The following is a 17203-nucleotide window of genomic DNA, read 5'->3' on the forward strand; positions in this document are numbered from 1 at the left end:
CGCGTTATTGTATCGGCAACGGTCTGCGTGCCTGCGGACACCTGCATTCGGTTCCCGGAGTCGCCCTTGAGCATGCTGCTGGCTGCGCTGTCGATGTTGATCGCCCTGTTGACCGCCGGGCTCGGCTGGGCGTTGCTGCGGCTGCAGCGGCGGGTCGATGCGCTGCATGGCCAGCTGGTCGGCGATCCCGCTGCGGCGCTGGCGCCGGGGCGGGTCGGCCCGGTGATCGAGATCCGCATCCTCAACCCGTTCGATCTGGCGGTGAAGGAAACGCCGCTCGCCGGCCCGGCGGCCAAGGTGGCGCCGAGGATGATCGAGCGGATCGTCTACTCGCGCGCCGCCCAGCAGATCGCCGAACAGCTGAAGGCGCAGGGCGTCGAGGCGCAGGTGACCACCCATGGCGCTTGAATGGCTGCTGGGTACGGCGCTGCTGCTGACCATCGTCCTTCTGGCATTTGCCGCGTTGCGGCTGCTGAAGCTGAAGGCCGAACTGCAGCGGCTCGACGCAGACCTGCAGCGGGCGCTTGCCGATGGCCGCCACCAGGCCGAGCGGCTGGCGGGCCTGGAGACGCTGCGCGAGGCGCAGGCGACGGCCGAGGAAGTGATCGCCGCCGGCGGGTCGGTGGTGCGTGACGTGCATCGCAATATCGCCAGCATTCCGTTCGACGTTCTGGAGTCGATCCCGGCGACCCGTGAGCGAGCGAAGGCTGTGCGCGATGTCCACGACACCATCACCAACGGCGTCTACGGCGCACTGGCCGGGCTCAACCGGGCAGTGGGACGCGAGCTGCGCAAGGGCCTGAAGGCCGGCGAGCGGCCGGCGGGCGAGGTGATCGGCCCGGACGCTCCGGCGCCATCGCTGCCACCGGCAGTCGATCTGGATCGCGATGCTGGCGCCGGCCGGTCGGATCGCCCGCCGCCGAAGCGCTGAGCGCGCGCAAAAAAAGCGCGAGAACGGCGTTTGGCCGTCTCGCGCAGTGCTTGCAGGATGCGGGCCGTTGCGTTCGACGGGGACGAACGACAGCCGGAGGAGAATCCCGTCCTGCGACAGCGAAATGTTCAGGCGGCGGGCTGGCTCGCCGGCGGCGGGGCGCCGCCACCCGGCAGCGTCGGAACCGCACGCAGCCGGGCGCTGATGTTGTCGATCTGCATCAGGCTCAGGGCCTGAAGCAGGGAAATCCGTTCCAGCGTCTCGCCGTCGATCAGCACGGTGACCACCCAGACGCCGCTGCCATCGTCCCGCCGAAGCTGGCGCAGCGAGCCTTCGGCCGGCAGTGCGTACGCCTGCAGCGTCTGGCTCAACGCATCGAGCCGGCCGGCGCCCAGCATCACCCGGTAGACGTCGGCGGCAACGAAGGTGCTGAGCATGGCGGCGGGCTCCCGTGTCGGGGTGGATCGGCCGCTGGCGGCGCGGCGAGTGCGTTGGTGGCGACATGGTGCGGCGCAGGTGTGCCGGCGTCGTTGACGCAGTTCGCATCGCGGCGGATACCAGAAGGTGGCCTGTGCGCTGGCGCACAGTGCAGCGCCTCGACGGCGCGGAACACAGCGGCCATCGGCCGGCGACGAGCCCTTGCCGACATCCGCTACAGTGCAGCTCCCTTCCAGCGGAGACGTGCATGGGCATCATCGGAACGCTGTTCATCGGTCTGATCGTCGGCCTGCTGGCCCGCTGGCTGAAGCCTGGCTCGGACAGCATGGGCATGATCCTGACCATCGTCCTCGGCATCGCCGGCTCGTTCTTCGCCACCTACGTCGGCAGCCTGCTCGGGCTGTACCAGCCGGGCGAGCCGGCCGGCTTCATTGGTGCGGTGATCGGCGCCATCGTGCTGCTGTACCTGGTTGCTGCCATCAAGGGCCGCCAGGGCTGAAAGCCTGCGCGACGTGCCGGCATGCGACGCGTGCCGGCCGTCGCCATACCGTGACGCCGACGCGCCGCACCTGACCTCCCCATGAACGGAACCCTGCTGGCGCTGCTCGGCTATGTGCTGCTGCAACTCGCCGTGGTGTTCCTGCTGGCGCGCCGGCCGCAGACCGAAAGCGACTACCTGCTGGCCGGGCGCAGCCTCGGACCGTGGCTGGCGGTGTTCTCGGTGTTCGCGACCTGGTTCGGTGCCGAAACCTGCATCGGCGCGACCGCCGAGGCCTACGCCGGCGGGCTCGGCGCCGTGGCGGCCGATCCGTTCGGCTATGCGCTCGGCATCGTCGCGATGGGCCTGGTGTTCGCGGCGGCCCTGCGCCGTCGTGGCCTGCTGACCCTGGCCGACCTGTTCCGCCATCGCTGGGGGCCGGGCATCGAGCGGCTGGCGGCGCTGGTGATGATTCCCTCGTCGCTGCTGTGGGCGGCAGCGCAGGTGCGCGCCTTCGGCCAGGTGATCGCATCGGTCAGCGAACTGAGCCTGATCGCGGCGACCGGCCTCGCCGCGCTGGTGGTGATCATCTATACCGCCGTCGGCGGCATGTGGGCCGATGCCTGGACCGATCTGGTGCAGGGCCTGGTGCTGATCCTCGGCCTGGTGCTGCTGCTCACGGTGTTCGCGCTGGCCGGTGGTTTCGAGACGTTGCCGGAAACCGCGGCGGCCGCTGCCGCCCGAGCCCCGGGGCGCGACCGGCCGCTGATCGAAGTGCTGGCGGTGCCGGTGTTCGGCACCATCGCTGCACAGGAACTGACCTCCCGAGTGCTGTCGATGCGCGACGTCACGCTGGCTCGCTCGGCCACCGTCGCGGCCGGCGTCGTGTACCTCGCCGTCGGCCTGATTCCGGTCGTCGTCGGGCTCGGTGCCGCTGCCACGCTGGGCGCCGATCTCGAGCCGGAGCAGGTGCTGTCGCGCTATGCGCAGACCCAGTTGCCGCCGGTGCTGTATGTGGTGTTCCTCGGTGCGCTGCTGTCCGCCATCCTGTCGACGCTGTCCGGCGCGCTGCTGGTGGCCGGTTCGCTGGCCGCCCGCAACCTGATCGCGCCGCTGGCCGGCGAACAGATCACCGAACGCGGACGGCTACGCCTGAACCGGGCTGCCGTCGTGGTGTTCGGAGTGATCGCCTACCTGATCTCGCTGGGCAGCGAAAGCTTGTACGCACTGGTCGAGCAGGCGTCCGGCCTCGCTTCGGCCGGCGTGCTGGTGCTGATGGTGGTCGCGATCTTCATTCCGGCGCTGGGCGGGATCGCCAGCGCCGCAGCGGCGCTGCTGGCCAGCGTCGTGGTCTACGCGCTGGCCTCGGCGCTGGACTGGACGATGCCTTACCTCGCCTCGCTGGCCGCCGCTGCGCTGGCCTACGCCGTGCTGGCGCCGTTCGGCCCGCGCAGCGGTGACACGGTGCCGGCGCTTTAGCCGTACTTGATCGAGCAGCCGTACGGCGGCGTCGCTGGCTGCGCGACTGGCTTGCCGGCCAGCACCGCATCGAGCGCCTGCTGCAGGTACGGCGTCGCCTTGGTCACGTCATCGGCATCCGCACTCGGAATGCTGTCGATCGCGCCGGCATAGGCCAGGACGCCGTTGCCGTCGATGACGAACAGGTGCGGTGTGGTCTTGGCGTCGTAGCGCTTGCCGAGCGCGCCGCTGGCATCAAGCAGGACCGCCGTCGGCGCCGCGCCGCGCTCGCTGGACAGCCGGTCGGCGCCGGCTCCGTCGACATGGCCCTGCTTGCCGGGCGCCGACGACAGCACCGTCAACCAGGCGACGTTGCGCGCCGTGTAGGCCTTCTGCAGCGCCTGCATGTTACCGCTCTTGTAGTGCTTCTGGACGAACGGGCAGCCGTCGTTGCTCCACTCCAGCACCACCGGGCGGCCTTTGAAATCGGCCAGCGAAACGGTCTTGCCACGGCTGTCGACGGCCGTGAAGGCTGGCGCAGGCTGGCCGACGGTCGGGCCGGCGAGGGCGGTGGCGGCGATCAGCAGGCCGGCGGCGATGCCAGCCAGACGGGCTTTCAGGTGCATGCGCGAGTCTCTCAGGGCGGAGGAAGGGGTCAGGGTCCGGTCATGGCGCCGCTGGCGGCAGCGCGTCGATGACGATCGATGGCGTCAGCAGCTGCGGCAGCACGGTGGCCTCGGCGGCGCCGTGGTAGACCAGATACAGCGGCACGCCGTTGCGGCCGAAGCGTTCCAGGGTGCGGGTGATCAGCGGGTCCTCGCGGGTCCAGTCGCCGACCAGCCAGACGACCTTGCGTTCGGCAAACGCCTGGCGGACGTCGGCAGCGGCCAGCGCCACGCGTTCGTTGACCTTGCAGGTGATGCACCAGTCGGCGGTGAAGTCGACGAACACGGTGCGGCCTTCGGCGCGCAGCTCGGCCAGTCGCGCTTCGGAATACGGCTCGTGCGCAACATCAGCGATCGCGCCCGCCGGACCAGCCACCTGCTTGGCCAGCAGCGGGCTGGCCAGCAGCGCCAGTGCCGCACCGAGCGCTGCCAGCTTCAGCACGGCCGGCAGCCGGCCGCTGCGGTTCCACAGCCACAGCGCGAAGGCGATCAGGGTCAGGCCGAGCAGCGCCACGGTCATGCCGTTGCGGTCGGTCAGGCCGCCGAGCACCCAGAGCAGCCAGACGGTGGTCAGGTACAGCGGAAAGGCCATGAACTGCTTGAAGTGCTCCATCCATTTGCCCGGTCGCGGCAGGGCTTTCGCCAGCGATGGCACGAAGCCGATGGCGAGAAACGGCAACGCCAGGCCCAGGCCGAGCGCGGTGAACACGGTCAGCGCGACATAGGCCGGCTGCGACAGCGCATAGCCGAGCGCAGTGCCCATGAACGGCGCGGTGCAGGGGCTGGCGACCGCCACCGCCAGCACGCCGGTGAAGAACGAGCCGCGATAGCCCTCGGCGCTGGCCAGCGACTGGCCGACGCCCATCATCCGGGTGCCGAATTCGACGACGCCAGACAGCGACAGGCCCATTGCGAAGAACAGGTAGGCGAGTGCTGCGACGAAGCCCGGATGCTGCAGCTGAAAGCCCCAGCCGATCGCCGCGCCGGAGCTGCGCAGCGCGATCAGCAGACCGGCCAGGCCGACGAAGGTGAGCAGCACGCCGGCGGTGTAGGCCAGCGCATGGCTGCGTTGCTTGGCCCGCGTGGCGCCACGGGTATCGACCAGGCTCATCGCCTTGATCGACAGCACCGGGAACACGCAGGGCATCAGGTTCAGCACCAGGCCGCCGAGCAGCGCGAACAGCAGCACCAGCAGATAGGCCGGCGGCGCTTCGGCGGCCGGCGCGTCCAGCGCTGCGGCCGGCGGCGTGTCGGCAGTCGGCGGCACCACCTTGACCGCGCCCGGCGTGGCGCTGATTTCCCAGGCCTTGTCGCCGCCGCTGCCGTGGATCACCAGCACGCCGTCGACGGTGGCGGGCGCTTTCACGTAGTAGTCGCTCAGCGTCTGCGACAGGCGCAGGTTGCCGTCGCCATCAAGCACCCGGCGCGCGGTGGCCGAGTGGTTGAGCAGGTCGCTGGCGTACGGGAAGAACGCCAGCTGGTCGGCACTGCCGATGCCGGTGCCGCGAATCGCCAGCGCCAAGGCCTTGTCGGCGCCCTTGTCGTGGATCTGGAAACGCAGCTGCCAGTCGGCCGGCGCCGGCTGCGGCAGCTCGCTGCGCGCCTTGGCGAAGGCGTCGCGCCAGCGCTCGTCGCTGCCGGCGGCGCCGGCATCGCTGGCCAGTGGCAGCTGCAGTTCCAGATCGGCGCTGCCGGGAATGCAGATGTCCTTGCAGACCAGCCACTTGGCCTTGGCCTGCAGCAGCAGCGGCTCCGGGGTCTGGACATCGGCGGCCACCGTCAGCGTCACCGGCATCAGCACCTGCTCGGCGTAGCCGTAGTTGACGATCGGCCCGAGCGTTTCCCGGTGCGGATACGGCCATTGCAGCGCGCCGGCGCTCAGGCCGTCGGGCAGCGTCCAGCTGATCGACGTGGCCAGCCCGGAATCACCGGGATTGCGCCAGTAGACGTGCCAGCCGGCTTCCGGCTGCAGGCGCAGGGCCAGCGTCTGCTCGGCACCGGCGCGCAGCGCGGTGCTCTCCGCCACCAGCTCGGCTTCGACGTGATCGGTCTTGACTGCCGCAGCATGGGCAAACGGCATCTGCAGCAGCAGGGCTGCGGCGCAGGTCAGAAGGGGCGAAGCAGGACGCATGTCGGAATCCGGAACCAGGAGGTGCGCGGCAGTGTATGCAATCAGCCGCCGCTGCAAGGCTGCCGGCAGCGCCAAGGGTCTGGTTGTCCGGATGCACGGCAGGATGATGATTTCATTAAAATTTATCCATTCTTGACGGCGCGCCGTCGAGGACCCCGCGCAACGGCCGGCGAGGCGCCCCGGCCAAGGCGTTGCTGCCGTTCGACCGGCACCTGCCGTGCGCGTTCCATGCCGACGGGATATGCGCTTACAACTTCGGTGCGCACTGCAGTCCGGCCACTGGCGGCCGCCGTCGCGGCTACGATGGGTGCGTCACGGTTCCAACTGATTGCCGATCGAACGATGAATCCGAAACTGATGTTGATGCTGGGTGCGGCCTACGGCTTTGTCGGCGTCGCCTTCGGCGCCTTCGGCGCGCATGCGCTGCGCAGCCGGCTGACGCCGGATCAGCTGGCGGTCTGGCGCACGGGGGTGGAGTACCAGTTCTGGCACGCGCTGGCGCTGCTGGCGGTCGGCCTGCTGGCGCTGTCGCGGCCCGGGCCGCTGCTGAATGCGGCCGGCTGGAGCTTCGCGATTGGCGTGCTGCTGTTCTCCGGCAGCCTGTACCTGCTGACCCTGAGCGGCGTGCGGGTGCTGGGCGCAGTGACGCCGTTCGGCGGGCTGCTGTTCCTGGTCGGCTGGGCCCTGCTGCTGGTGCACGCCGCGCGGAGCTGAAGCCGGCGGCCGGTACACTGCGCGGCCGTTCTGCCCACGAGTCGTCCGCCCATGAAGCATTTTCTCGTCGAAAGCACCTATCTCGTTCCGCTGGCCACGCTGGAAGCCGTGCGCGGCGCGCATCGCGCTTACCTGCAGGCCGGCATCGACCAGGGCATCGTGCTGTGCGCCGGGCCGCAGGCTTCGGGTGCCGGTGGCGTGGTCCTGGTGCGCGGCGATTCGCAGGCCACCATCGAAGCCTTTTTCGCGTCCGATCCGTTCGTCCGCGAAGGCTGCGCCCGCTATCGCTACGTCGAGTTCCGGCCGGTGCTGCATGCGCCGCTGCTGGCCGACTGGACCGGCCCGGCCTGAGTGAATCAGCGGCGCGGCGCTACTCGCGCGGCGCTTCCACCCAGCGGTGGCTGCCGGCGGCGTCGTCGATTGCCGCCGCCAATGCCCGCAGCGCCGGCGGCGCATCGCTGCAACCGAGATCGTGGTCGATCTGGCGCTGCTGGCCGGCGTCGGTAATGGTGATGCGTACCGATGCCATGTCGGTCGCCGCCGCGCCGCAGCGCGGGTCATCCGGCGTGTAGCGACCGCGCAGCGCCGCATACGGCGGCTGCCGGAACTGCGCCCGCAGTTCGGCCACCACCTCTGGCGATACCGTGCCCCGCTGCTCGCCGGGCACGGCGACGAAGCGCTCGCCGAAGTAGCGCACGGTGCCGTCGCCATCGAGCCGCAGGCGGTACGACGGGCAGCGGCCGTGGCAGCCGCTGCGCTGCAGTTCCACTGCGAAGCTGGCCGGGTCGAGGTTCGGCACCGGCATTGCGCCCGCTGACCGCTTCGCCGCCGGCCGCTGAGCCACGTCGGGCTGGGCCGCCGTCGCGGTGATGGCGGTTGCAGGCGCGGGGTCGGGCGCCGCTGCGGGATCGCCGGCCGGCGAGGTCGCGGCGCAGGCGGACAGACCCCCGGACAGCAGGCCTCCGAACAGGCTGACGCTCAGACCGGACAGCAGGCAGATCTTCATCATCGCCGCAGCCTAGCCGGCGCCGGGCCGTCGCGCATAAAAAATCCCGGGGCGCCGAAGCGCCCCGGGATGTTCAGTCAGTCACCTCCGGCGACCGACCCGCTGCTCTGCATGTCAGTCGAGGCGGCGCCGGCGGCGCAGCCACACGGCCAGCAGACCCGGCAGCAGCATCAGATAGCCGAACGAACCGCCGGCCGGGATCGTCGCGTTGACGGTGACCAGGTCGTCCGACGTTGCGCCGGTCTGCGTATCGGTGACCCGCAGCCGGAACACGTACGCCCCGGTCTTGCCGGTCTTGAAGCTCGGCGTCGCGGTGTTGGCCGCATTCAGCGTCACCGCAGCGCCGCCGGTCTGCACCCAGGCGTAGCTCAGCGCGCCGCCCGGCGCGGAAGCGGTGGAACCGCGACCGTCGAGCAGTACGTCGCGGAACGGCCGGGTGGTCTGGTCCGGACCGGCATTGGCCACCGGCGGCGGCAGCACCGTGATGGTCACCGAATCGGTACCGGTTGCACCGCGATCGTCGCCAACGGTCAGCGTGAAGCGGTACTCGCCTGGCGTGGCCGGCGTGAACGTGGCCGTCGCGGTGTCAGCACCGGTCAGTGCGACCTCCGGCCCGCTGGTCTGCGACCAGGTGTAGCGGGTGACCTCGACATCGTCGCTGGAACCGCTGCCGTCGAGCGTCACCGTGCTGCCGGCCGCGACCGTACGATCGTCACCGGCGGCCGCCACCGGGGCGACGTTGTCGGGCACGCCATCCTCGGCCACCACGGCGCTGAACGGCGCCACCGTGACGCCGGTGAACGACACGTTGTCGATCGACCAGCCGAACTCGCCGGTGCTGACATCCGACAGCAGCCGGAAGCGCAGGCGCACGGTCTTGCCGGCGAAGCTGGCCGGCAGCGTCAGCGTGACCGGTTCGAGGAAGCCGCTGTTGGCGTCGAAGTTGTTGCCGACGAAGCCGGTGGCGGGCGCGTCTGCACCGAACGGGGCGAAGGTTCCGTCTTCCGACAGCGCCAGCACCAGGCCGTTGTAGCCGCCGCCGGAGGTGAAGCTGCCGCCGGCTGCCACCACGTCCTGCCAGGTTTCGCCGCCGTCGCTGGTGATTTCGATGACGCCGCCGTCGTAGCCGACCGGCGTGCCGTCCTCGGCGAAGCCGGCGAACTCGAACTGGAAGTAGTGCTCGAAGCTCATCGTGAAGGCGCCCTCGGCGGTCGCCGTCGGGGCGCCGCTGTCGGCAACCAGCAGCGGCGGCGTGGTCAGGCGGGCGTCAGTCGGCGAGCCGTTGTCCGGGATCGACCAGATGTTGCCGGACTCGAACAGGAACGGCGCCGGATCGCCATCGACGATCTGCCAGTTCTCGCCGCTGCCGATCAGCGTGCGGCCCCAGTCGACACTCGAGGCCTGCGGCTGCTCGATATCGTCGGTTCCGCGCTGGTTGGCGGCGACGTCGTAGTTGACGTCCAGCGTGAGGGTCTGCGCGCCGGGTTCGAACACCGAGGTCGGCGAAGGGCCGGCTTCGGGGAAGTCGAGCGTCAGCGTCACGCGCTGCGCGGTGCTGGTCGCCGACACCAGCTTCACCTCGATGGTGCCGGTGACCGTCGCGCCGATGGCGATCGGGCCCGGGAAGGTGATGGTGCCGGTGGCCGTCGGCGGCACCGGCGTCGCCGCCGTGCGATCCGCCGTGGTCTGGAACAGCAGGTCGCCGTCGGCGCTGACGGTGGCGGTCACCGCATCGGTGATTGCCGACGTGCCGTTGTTGACCAGCGTCACCGACAGCAGTGCCGTTTCACCCGGATCGAGGATGCCGTCGTTGTCGATGAAGCCGACGGCGCCATCGACGTACGCGAAGTCCAGCGAGGCATCGGTCACCGACAGGTTGCCGGCGAACACGGTGAAGTCCTCGACCGCGCGCGGGTTCTGGTTGGTGGCGCTGTTGCGATCGGGGGCGATGGCACCGGCACCCATGCCGCGCTTGGCGAAGGCGGCCGCCGCGTGGGCGTAGTCGCCGGCATCGGTCGCCATGGCAGCCGCGAGGATGGCGTCACGCGCTTCCAGCAGGGTCGGCGCGTTGGGCGTCATCTTCAGGCCCGCGATCACGTAGTCCTTCATCCGCTCCTGGGCCTGGACGAAGCTGTAGCGTGGATCGTTCAGCAGGCGGGCGTAGAACTCCCACAGCGTGTTGGCCCAGATCGAGCCGGTGTTATGCACCTGCGAGTTGTCGCCGAAGACCAGGATCGGCGCATTGGTCGGCAGGGCGACGCCATCGGAGATGTGCTTGAAGGTGAACGGGAAGATGTCAAGGTTGGTCGAGTACGGCGCGCGACGGATGCCGTAGTAGGAGTCCCGCGTGGCGTAGACCGCCATCGGATACGCCCCTTCGAAATTCGCGTTGCCGGTGACATTGCGGTCTTCCGGACGGACCGTGAGCATCAGCGACGAGAAGTCCGACCAGCCTTCACCCATGCCGCGACCCTGCTGGTTCGACAGGCCCGAGGCGTTGCCGACCAGACGGTTCGAGGTGTAGTGGAACCATTCGTGGGCAATGATCTGGGTGTCGAGCGTGCCGTCGACATCGATCGACGCACCGCGCCGCAGCCGTGCCGTGACCGGCCCATCGGCCAGCGCCGAGCGGATCGCCGCGCCAGACACATTGGAAACCGACAGCGTGCCGATGGTGGGCGACGGCTGGCTGGTGTCGCCGCCCAGCCCCGGCGGGGCACCGGCGGCATTGTTGGCAAGGATCACGCCGAGCGCACCGGCGTTCTGCGCCTGCACGGTCTTGGTCTGGAAGCTGCAGGTGCCGCGGTCGATCAGCACGATCTTGCCGCTGACGTCGGCAGCATTGCTCAGCGCCGTGCAGCCATTGGCGGGCAGTGCGGCCGCCACCGTACCGCTGACGTCGAAGAGCTGCGGCCCGAACGAGGCGGTGTTGAACGGCAGCGAGCCGACCGGTGCAGAGACCGTGACTTCGCCGTTGACCGCGCCATCGAACAGGTACATCTGCTGGCGCGGCGAACCGCCGTCTGCCGGGGTGCGCTGGTTGGCATTGTTGCGGCCGCTGAAGTCCTGGCCTTCGGCAAGCAGCACGTCGCCTTCCTCGCCACCGCGGCCGTAGTTGACCGACTGGGCGTTGCCTGCGGCTTCGTTGAAGCCGTTGTCGTACCACCAGTCGTGCAGCCAGTTGTTGATGTAGAACAGGTGGGTGACCGCATGCTGACGCTGGCTGGCGGTGCTGGGATCGCTGTCCGGGGTGTACGGGTAGGCGAAGGTGTTGGCGCCGGTCAGCGCGCCGCGCTGGTCGGCGCTGTCCGGCGTGAAGCCGTCGACTCTATCGGCCGGATCGGTGCCGGGCGGGCGCACGCCGCCGTCGACGAGATCGAGGTAGGCGTCGACATTGTTGCCGAGCGTCGATGTGGCGTCGGGCGCCAGCCACGGATCACCGGTGGAGATCGGGCCGCTTTCCAGGGTCACCAGACTGAGCGCCGCCGGAACGCGCGGCAGGTTCTGGTTCTGCGTGCCGGGCACCGGGTACGGGGAGGTGTCGTTGCCGATCGGCGTGTCGTACGGCTGGTGGATGCCGTTGGCATCGGCATAGACCTGGTAGCTGAACGCCACGTCTTCCGACAGGTTCTTGCGGAACAGCACGGCACCGTCGACCGCCGACACCACATAGCCGTAGCCGTAGTCGTCGGCGCGATCGACCGAGCGGCCGCTGATCTCGAGGTACCAGCCGGCGATCGGCTTGCCGTTGCTGTAGTACCAGACCTTCTTCGCGCGCGGCGTGCCGTAGGCGCGGATCTCGCCGGTCTGGCCATCGCCGATCGCGTACTGCGCGTAATCGCCTTTCTGGCCACGGCCGAGGAACAGCGACGGCGAGGTGCGTTGGCCGGTGAAATCGGCGAAGGCACGCGCCAGCGCCTGTTCGGCGGTCAGGGAGAATGCACCCCGAGCCGAGGTGGCGACACCGGTCCGGGTCGGCTTCTCGAAGGCGCTCGACGGTGCGAAGTAGCCGGAGGTCGCGACCAGCTTCAGGTCGCGACCCATCATCACGCTGAGGTTCTGGCCGAACACCTCGACGCCGTCGTAGTACTGGCGGAAGCGGGTGATGATCGGCCCCCGGCCGACGTCATGGATGTCGACCATGCGGGCATCGGCCACGCTGGCCTTCGACAGCTTCAGCGGGCCGGCCTGCTTCAGCAGGTACTCGCGAGCAGCCGTTTCGGCCAGCTTCTGGCGCTTGATCGGCGCAAGGGTAGCGGTCGGCGTGCGGGCATCGGCCCACAGGAAGGTGGTGGCGTCGAGCTTGGCGTCGTAGTTCGACGGCACGCCGGCGCGGGTCGGCCGGGCCTGGCCCGATACCGTCACCGAGCCCTTGCGTGCTGCCGCATGCCCGCGCAATGCCGCTGATTTGCGTTTGACGAGGTTGCCGTTGCTGCTGTCGCGCGACGCGGCGCTGAGCGCGGCGTCGTAGTTGGCGGGCGCCTGGGCCGCGAGTGCGCTGGACGCACCGAGTGCCGCAGCGATCAGCCCGATCGCATATTTCTTCATGATTGAACCCACTCCCGGTAAGTGCTGCCGATGTCCCCGACCGTTGCGCCGGCCGCCGCTGGACGGCGGCCTGGAGCACGGACTTCGATGGGTCGTCGACGCAGGAGAACAGCCGGCATCGCGCCGTTCTCCGGGTCGTTGACGGTCACTGCTGACCCGAGAATAGGCCGCAGGTCTGTGTCGCGCAAACGCTTGATTCAGGATGGATTTCTGTTGCGTTGCAACAGCGAAAACTGACCGATGCGTCAGGAATGTCGCGGCGCTTCCGCGTGACGCGCCATCGCCGGATGCAGCGACCGGCATCAATCGGCAGCATTTCGCGGGGCTTGTCGAAACCGGCCCCGGCGGCGCATCGGCCGGCCCATTGCGGGCCGGCCGTTTCCTTCAGTGGGCGGGGCCGGTGACGGCGGCCGCGCCGCGCAGCAGATGCTGGTTGTAGCGGGCGATCTGGGCGATCGCCGGAAAGCGGAAGCCGCTCGAGGCGGCCAGCGGTGCGGTGGCGGCGGCAAGCACCAGGCTCAGGTGCACGGTGTCGTCCTGGATGGCATCGCCGAGCAGCGGGTTGGGCGAGCGGCGCAGGCCGTCGAGCACGTCGAGCAGCGCGCGGATGCGGGCCAGCGCGTGGTCTCGTGTGGTGTCGTCACCGTGAATGGTGGCGCGCACGGCGGCGGCGGCGGCCTCCAGTGGGTGGGTGTCTTCGGTGATGACGGCGGTGATCCGGCCCCCTTCGGTGAGCGTCGCCACCGGCTTTTCGCCGCGCGCGTTTTCCGGCGTGCGGGCGAGGCTGGCGTAGTGCATGAAGTAGTCGTGGAAGCGGTCCGGGCGAATGACCCGGATCGGTTCGGGGGCCGATTCCGTCTGGTCGAGCATCACCGCGCAGGCGTCGAGGTGCAGGATGATCGAGCGCATCTCGATCAGGGCCCGGCTGCCAGCCGAGGCGTTCTCCTCGCCGAGCGCGACATAGAAGCGCTGGATCGCCTGTGACAGCGGCACGTGGATGGCGTCCGGCGACTGCTCGGCGATCGCCATCTGCCGGGTCAGACGTTCGGCGTGGTTCTTCAGTGCCGGCAATTGCGGCCGCGCTTCCGGCAGGAAGCTGGCAATGGCCTCGGCTGCGGCATCGAGCGCCAGCGCCTCATCGGGCGGCGCCTCGTCGTAGACCAGGCGGTGATGCGCGGCCAGCGTGGCGCGGGCGAACACCAGCAGCACGGCGCCGCGGATACGGGCGGCCTGCACGGCGTCGATCACCAGCGGCCAGGCGTTGTCGACGGCGTCGCTGCCATCGAACAGGAAGCCATCGAGGTCCTCGTACAACTGGCGGATCAGCTGTTCGGAAAAATCGTGCGGGTGGGGAGGTTCGCCGGCGGCAGCCGGATCGTGGGCGCTGACCATGTCGATCGGGGGATTGAAGGGAATTCGGGAGGCGGCGTCAGATCAGCCGCAGGCGCGACAGCTCTTCCTTGTAATAGGCGTAGAAGATCGGCGCCGCGATCAGTCCGCTGATGCCGAACGCCGCCTCCATCGCCATCATCGCGATCAGTAGCTCCCAGGCGCGGGACCGGATCTGCGAACCGATGATGCGGGCGTTCAGGAAGTATTCGAGCTTGTGGATGACCACCAGATAGGCGAGCGAAACGAACGCCAGTTCCAGCGAATGGCTGATGCTGACGGCGACGATCACGGTGTTCGAGATCAGGTTGCCAAGGATCGGCAGCAGGCCGGCGAGCAGCGTGACCAGCACCAGCGTCTTGACTTGCGGCAGGTCGACGCCGAACAGCGGCAGCGCGACGCCAAGGTAGATCCACGTGAACAGCGCGTTGATCGAGGCGATCCAGGTCTGCGCGAAGACCACGCGGCGGAACGATTCGGACAGCCGCGCGCCGCGTTCGACGATCGCCCGCGACAGCGGTCCGCGGGTGCCGTTCGGTGTTGCCTCGCGCAGCGCCAGCATCGCGCCGACGATCATGCCGATCAGGATGTGCGCAAGGCTGCGGCCGAAGGACTTGCCAAAACCCTGGACGGCTGCGCCGTGCTCGCGCAGCCAGCCGACCAGATCACGGCGCAGCGCTTCGGCATCGCTGGGCAGCGAACTGACAATCCACTCCGGCAGCCGGTCGCGGGAGTTGTCGATGGCCTCCGCCAGCCGCACCAGCAGTGCCGGCAGGCTGTCGGAACCATTGCGCAGCACATTGCTGACGGCGAACACCGCTGCGGTCAGCAAGCCGACGACGATGACCGCCAGCAGCGCCACCGCCACCACCTTGGCGGATTCCCGCCCCAGCGCGGCCACCCGCAGCCGTGCAGCGAGCACATGCACCAGTTCGTAGACGAGCAGGCCGCCGATCAGGGCCGACAGCAGGTGCAGGTACAGCACCGCGACCATCACGACGGCGGCAGCGACGAGCGACAGGGCGTCGGCCCGGAGCAGGCGGGCACCGTTGGCAGTGGGGTTCATCCGGGCATCTTAATGGAGCGCTCCCGGGCTCGTCCGAACCGCAATGCCCGGGGATCGGTGAAAATGCTGGCATGCAAATCGGAACGCATCTGATCGAACCCGCGCTGGTGCTGGCGCCGATGGCCGGCGTCACCGACCGGCCGTTCCGCATGCTGTGCCGGCGGCTGGGTGCCGGCCTGGCGGTGTCGGAGATGACGATTTCCGATTCGCGCATGTGGAAGACCGAGAAGTCGCGCACCCGCATGGATCACGCTGGCGAGTCCGGCCCGGTGTCGGTGCAGATCGCCGGCCATGATCCGCAGCTGCTCGCGGATGCGGCCCGGCACAACGTCGGCCACGGCGCCGACATCATCGACATCAACATGGGCTGCCCGGCCAAGAAGGTCTGCAAGGTGGACGCCGGCTCGGCTCTGCTGCGCGACGAGGCGCTGGTCGCGCGCATCTGCGCTGCGGTGGTAGCCGCCGTCCCGGTGCCGGTGACGCTGAAGATCCGTACCGGCTGGTCGCGCGCCGAGCGCAACGGCGTCGCGATTGCCCGGATCGCGGAAGCCTGTGGAATCGCCGCACTTGCCGTGCACGGGCGCAGCCGGGAGGACCGCTTTGAAGGCTCGGCCGAATACGACACCATTGCTGCCATCAAGCAGGCAGTGCGGATTCCGGTGATCGCCAACGGCGACATCCGCACGCCGGAGCAGGCCCGCCACGTACTCGCCGCCACCGGCGCCGATGCGCTGATGATCGGCCGCGCCGCCCAGGGGCGGCCGTGGATATTCCGCGAGATCCACCACTTCCTCGCCACTGGCCAGCACCTGCCACCGCCGTCGCGCGCGTGGATCGGCGCCTTGCTGGTCGAGCACCTGACAGCCATGGCCGGCCTGTATGGCGAGGCTCAGGGCGTGCGGATCGGACGCAAGCACATCCGCTGGTACTGCGACGACCATCCGGATGCCGAGATTTTCTGGCGCTCGATCAGCACCGAGACCTGTGGCGAGACGCAGCGGCGGGCGGTGGCGCATTTCTTCGGCGTCGAACCGATGGACCGCTGGGCCGCAGCCGCCTGAGTAGACGCCCACAAAAAAGGCCCGGCAGCTGCAGTGCCGAGCCTTGCGACGTCCCGCGCCGGGTCAGGGCGTCGACGTCTTCTTCGCAGCGGCCTTCTTCGCCGGGGCCTTCTTCACGGCAGCCTTCTTTGCCGGCGCAGCAGCGGCCTTCTTGACGGGAGCAGCGACCGCTTTCTTGACCGGTGCAGCGGCCTTCTTGGCAACAGCCTTGGTGGCAACAGCCTTCTTCGCGGGCGCCTTCTTGGTGGCGACTGCTTTCTTCGCAACAGCCTTCTTCGCAACCGCTTTCTTTGCGACGGCTTTCTTGGCAGCAGCTTTCTTCACAGCCATGGGAACCTCCCAACTTTCAGGGTAATGACCCGATCGATCAGCGCCTTTCGCCGAGGATTCCAAGGTCACAGCCAATGGTGTCATCGCTGGACAGCAAACACAATATCTAGTAGCGCGCGACGCTCGAACCGGCCTGCAAGGTGCACAACGACCGCTGGTGGCCGGTCGCCGCAGTTGTGAAAGCCCCCGCTATCGAACGCCATCGGTTCAGGGGCTTGGCGGCGATGCTGCAGTGCGGCGAGGATTTCGCAGTCTTCCCGGCCTGTTCGCCCCTGCGAACAAGATTTTCAGATTCGCGGGCCATCCGTTCTACCCCGATGGCAGTGCCGACGAAGACGGTCGTCGCCAGCCTCGGGCCGCCACCAGACCACAGCCAATCTTCCGGAACAGGGATCAAAAGCGATGCACGGCCGGCCGGTAGTGGGCCGGCGGACACCGAGGAAAGACCGCGTACGACGGCCCTCCGGCCGGTCTCGGCAAGCCCGACTTGATGTTGCGGCGCGATAGGAAAACCGCAGCGTGACGGGCTTCTCGGCGACTGTTCTGTCGGTTAGACAGCGGCAAAATTAGCGCGTACAGTGCAGATGCAGTCGTTTCAAGCAAGGTATTCACCGTGGTCAGTTTCCCCGCGACAAACGGGTTCTGTCGTTTCCCCGGCTACATTTCTTGATCGTCCGCAAATGCGATGCAGCACGCACCGCGAACATATCGTCAATTATCGTTAAAGGAATGTAGCAATGTCAGATTCGACCGGCACCGTTAAGTGGTTCAATGACGCCAAGGGCTTCGGGTTCATCACCCCGGCCGACGGCGGCGAAGACCTTTTCGCCCACTTCAAGGAAATTCAGGGCACCGGCTTCAAGACCCTGAAGGAAGGCCAGCGCGTTGAGTACAAGGCGCAGCGCGGCCCGAAGGGCATGCAGGCGACGCAGATCCGCCCGCTCTAATCGAGCTCGCGTATTGAAGAACCGCAGCTCCGGCTGCGGTT

Annotated in this window: 16 protein-coding genes; 8 read left to right on the forward strand and 8 right to left on the reverse strand. The window is 68.7% G+C overall.

Annotated elements, in window-relative coordinates; genetic code table 11:
* Window positions 1-66 precede the first annotated feature (66 nt).
* Both ACTIGJ_RS16795 and ACTIGJ_RS16800 read left to right on the forward strand, forming a co-directional pair.
* Window positions 67-408: a hypothetical protein gene (locus ACTIGJ_RS16795; RefSeq protein ID WP_439641473.1), complete on the forward strand. Its 342-nt coding sequence runs from the start codon at window positions 67-69 to the stop codon at window positions 406-408.
* Complete coding sequence (locus ACTIGJ_RS16800; protein WP_439641474.1) at window positions 398-931, forward strand: hypothetical protein; 534 nt, start codon at window positions 398-400, stop codon at window positions 929-931. Before ACTIGJ_RS16795 ends, ACTIGJ_RS16800 begins: the two co-directional genes overlap by 11 nt.
* Window positions 932-1059: 128 nt before the next feature.
* Here ACTIGJ_RS16800 and ACTIGJ_RS16805 read toward each other — a convergent pair whose 3' ends face one another.
* Entirely contained in the window at window positions 1060-1368 is a 309-nt protein-coding gene (locus tag ACTIGJ_RS16805; RefSeq protein WP_439641475.1) for a hypothetical protein, read from the reverse strand.
* A 248-nt stretch (window positions 1369-1616) separates the two neighbouring features.
* On the opposite strand from ACTIGJ_RS16805, the gene ACTIGJ_RS16810 reads away from it, so the two are divergent.
* Together ACTIGJ_RS16810 and ACTIGJ_RS16815 are read left to right on the forward strand one after the other, a co-directional pair.
* Complete coding sequence (locus tag ACTIGJ_RS16810) at window positions 1617-1868, forward strand: GlsB/YeaQ/YmgE family stress response membrane protein (protein ID WP_439641476.1); 252 nt, start codon at window positions 1617-1619, stop codon at window positions 1866-1868.
* An 81-nt stretch (window positions 1869-1949) separates the two neighbouring features.
* Entirely contained in the window at window positions 1950-3326 is a 1377-nt protein-coding gene (locus ACTIGJ_RS16815) for a sodium:solute symporter family transporter (RefSeq protein WP_439641477.1), read from the forward strand.
* On the opposite strand, the gene ACTIGJ_RS16820 is transcribed toward ACTIGJ_RS16815, so the two are convergent.
* Entirely contained in the window at window positions 3323-3931 is a 609-nt protein-coding gene (locus ACTIGJ_RS16820) for a thioredoxin family protein (RefSeq protein WP_439641478.1), read from the reverse strand. The two genes, ACTIGJ_RS16815 and ACTIGJ_RS16820, sit on opposite strands and share 4 nt — an antisense overlap.
* A 40-nt stretch (window positions 3932-3971) precedes the next feature.
* On the reverse strand, window positions 3972-6101 hold the full coding sequence (locus ACTIGJ_RS16825; RefSeq protein ID WP_439641479.1) for a protein-disulfide reductase DsbD family protein: 2130 nt from the start codon (window positions 6099-6101) through the stop codon (window positions 3972-3974).
* Between the two features lie 342 nt (window positions 6102-6443).
* On the opposite strand from ACTIGJ_RS16825, the gene ACTIGJ_RS16830 reads away from it, so the two are divergent.
* Window positions 6444-6815 (forward strand): DUF423 domain-containing protein, encoded by a 372-nt coding sequence (locus ACTIGJ_RS16830; RefSeq protein ID WP_439641480.1) that lies wholly within the window; start codon window positions 6444-6446, stop codon window positions 6813-6815.
* Window positions 6816-6866: 51 nt separating this feature from the next.
* A complete protein-coding gene (locus ACTIGJ_RS16835; protein ID WP_439641481.1) occupies window positions 6867-7166 on the forward strand; it encodes a YciI family protein in 300 nt (99 codons plus the stop codon).
* 19 nt (window positions 7167-7185) lie between these two features.
* On the opposite strand, the gene ACTIGJ_RS16840 is transcribed toward ACTIGJ_RS16835, so the two are convergent.
* The 4 genes from ACTIGJ_RS16840 to ACTIGJ_RS16855 form a co-directional block, all read right to left on the reverse strand.
* A complete protein-coding gene (locus tag ACTIGJ_RS16840) occupies window positions 7186-7824 on the reverse strand; it encodes a DUF6438 domain-containing protein (protein ID WP_439641482.1) in 639 nt (212 codons plus the stop codon).
* Between the two features lie 111 nt (window positions 7825-7935).
* Window positions 7936-12369 carry a M36 family metallopeptidase gene (locus tag ACTIGJ_RS16845; protein WP_439641483.1) on the reverse strand — a complete coding sequence of 1478 codons (4434 nt, stop codon included), beginning with the start codon at window positions 12367-12369 and terminating at the stop codon, window positions 7936-7938.
* Window positions 12370-12753: 384 nt separating this feature from the next.
* The gene (locus ACTIGJ_RS16850) at window positions 12754-13761 is read right to left on the reverse strand and encodes a hypothetical protein (RefSeq protein ID WP_439641484.1); all 1008 of its coding nucleotides are present in this window, start codon (window positions 13759-13761) and stop codon (window positions 12754-12756) included.
* A gap of 37 nt (window positions 13762-13798) precedes the next feature.
* Entirely contained in the window at window positions 13799-14824 is a 1026-nt protein-coding gene (locus ACTIGJ_RS16855; RefSeq protein ID WP_439641485.1) for an AI-2E family transporter, read from the reverse strand.
* A gap of 71 nt (window positions 14825-14895) precedes the next feature.
* On the opposite strand from ACTIGJ_RS16855, the gene dusB reads away from it, so the two are divergent.
* A complete protein-coding gene (gene dusB, locus ACTIGJ_RS16860) occupies window positions 14896-15885 on the forward strand; it encodes a tRNA dihydrouridine synthase DusB (RefSeq protein ID WP_439641486.1) in 990 nt (329 codons plus the stop codon).
* 63 nt (window positions 15886-15948) lie between these two features.
* Here the strand turns inward: dusB and ACTIGJ_RS16865 are convergent, their stop codons facing one another.
* Window positions 15949-16215: a hypothetical protein gene (locus ACTIGJ_RS16865; protein ID WP_439641487.1), complete on the reverse strand. Its 267-nt coding sequence runs from the start codon at window positions 16213-16215 to the stop codon at window positions 15949-15951.
* Window positions 16216-16952: 737 nt separating this feature from the next.
* Between ACTIGJ_RS16865 and ACTIGJ_RS16870 the strand changes: the two genes are divergently transcribed.
* Entirely contained in the window at window positions 16953-17162 is a 210-nt protein-coding gene (locus ACTIGJ_RS16870) for a cold-shock protein (protein WP_439641488.1), read from the forward strand.
* The last annotated feature ends 41 nt before the right edge of the window (window positions 17163-17203 follow it).

The organism is Nevskia sp. (assembly GCF_051860985.1).
Lineage (GTDB): Bacteria > Pseudomonadota > Gammaproteobacteria > Nevskiales > Nevskiaceae > Nevskia.

What these genes read in the sequence shown, in the direction of transcription:
- ACTIGJ_RS16835 (WP_439641481.1), top strand. Translation starts at nt 6,867, where the DNA reads ATGAAGCATTTTCTCGTCGAAAGCACCTATCTCGTTCCGCTGGCCACG.
- ACTIGJ_RS16810 (WP_439641476.1), top strand. Translation starts at nt 1,617, where the DNA reads ATGGGCATCATCGGAACGCTGTTCATCGGTCTGATCGTCGGCCTGCTG.
- ACTIGJ_RS16815 (WP_439641477.1), top strand. Translation starts at nt 1,950, where the DNA reads ATGAACGGAACCCTGCTGGCGCTGCTCGGCTATGTGCTGCTGCAACTC.
- ACTIGJ_RS16830 (WP_439641480.1), top strand. Translation starts at nt 6,444, where the DNA reads ATGAATCCGAAACTGATGTTGATGCTGGGTGCGGCCTACGGCTTTGTC.
- ACTIGJ_RS16840 (WP_439641482.1), bottom strand. Translation starts at nt 7,824, where the DNA reads ATGATGAAGATCTGCCTGCTGTCCGGTCTGAGCGTCAGCCTGTTCGGA.
- ACTIGJ_RS16865 (WP_439641487.1), bottom strand. Translation starts at nt 16,215, where the DNA reads ATGGCTGTGAAGAAAGCTGCTGCCAAGAAAGCCGTCGCAAAGAAAGCG.
- ACTIGJ_RS16800 (WP_439641474.1), top strand. Translation starts at nt 398, where the DNA reads ATGGCGCTTGAATGGCTGCTGGGTACGGCGCTGCTGCTGACCATCGTC.
- ACTIGJ_RS16825 (WP_439641479.1), bottom strand. Translation starts at nt 6,101, where the DNA reads ATGCGTCCTGCTTCGCCCCTTCTGACCTGCGCCGCAGCCCTGCTGCTG.
- ACTIGJ_RS16870 (WP_439641488.1), top strand. Translation starts at nt 16,953, where the DNA reads ATGTCAGATTCGACCGGCACCGTTAAGTGGTTCAATGACGCCAAGGGC.
- ACTIGJ_RS16805 (WP_439641475.1), bottom strand. Translation starts at nt 1,368, where the DNA reads ATGCTCAGCACCTTCGTTGCCGCCGACGTCTACCGGGTGATGCTGGGC.
- ACTIGJ_RS16820 (WP_439641478.1), bottom strand. Translation starts at nt 3,931, where the DNA reads ATGCACCTGAAAGCCCGTCTGGCTGGCATCGCCGCCGGCCTGCTGATC.
- ACTIGJ_RS16845 (WP_439641483.1), bottom strand. Translation starts at nt 12,369, where the DNA reads ATGAAGAAATATGCGATCGGGCTGATCGCTGCGGCACTCGGTGCGTCC.
- dusB (WP_439641486.1), top strand. Translation starts at nt 14,896, where the DNA reads ATGCAAATCGGAACGCATCTGATCGAACCCGCGCTGGTGCTGGCGCCG.
- ACTIGJ_RS16850 (WP_439641484.1), bottom strand. Translation starts at nt 13,761, where the DNA reads ATGGTCAGCGCCCACGATCCGGCTGCCGCCGGCGAACCTCCCCACCCG.
- ACTIGJ_RS16855 (WP_439641485.1), bottom strand. Translation starts at nt 14,824, where the DNA reads ATGAACCCCACTGCCAACGGTGCCCGCCTGCTCCGGGCCGACGCCCTG.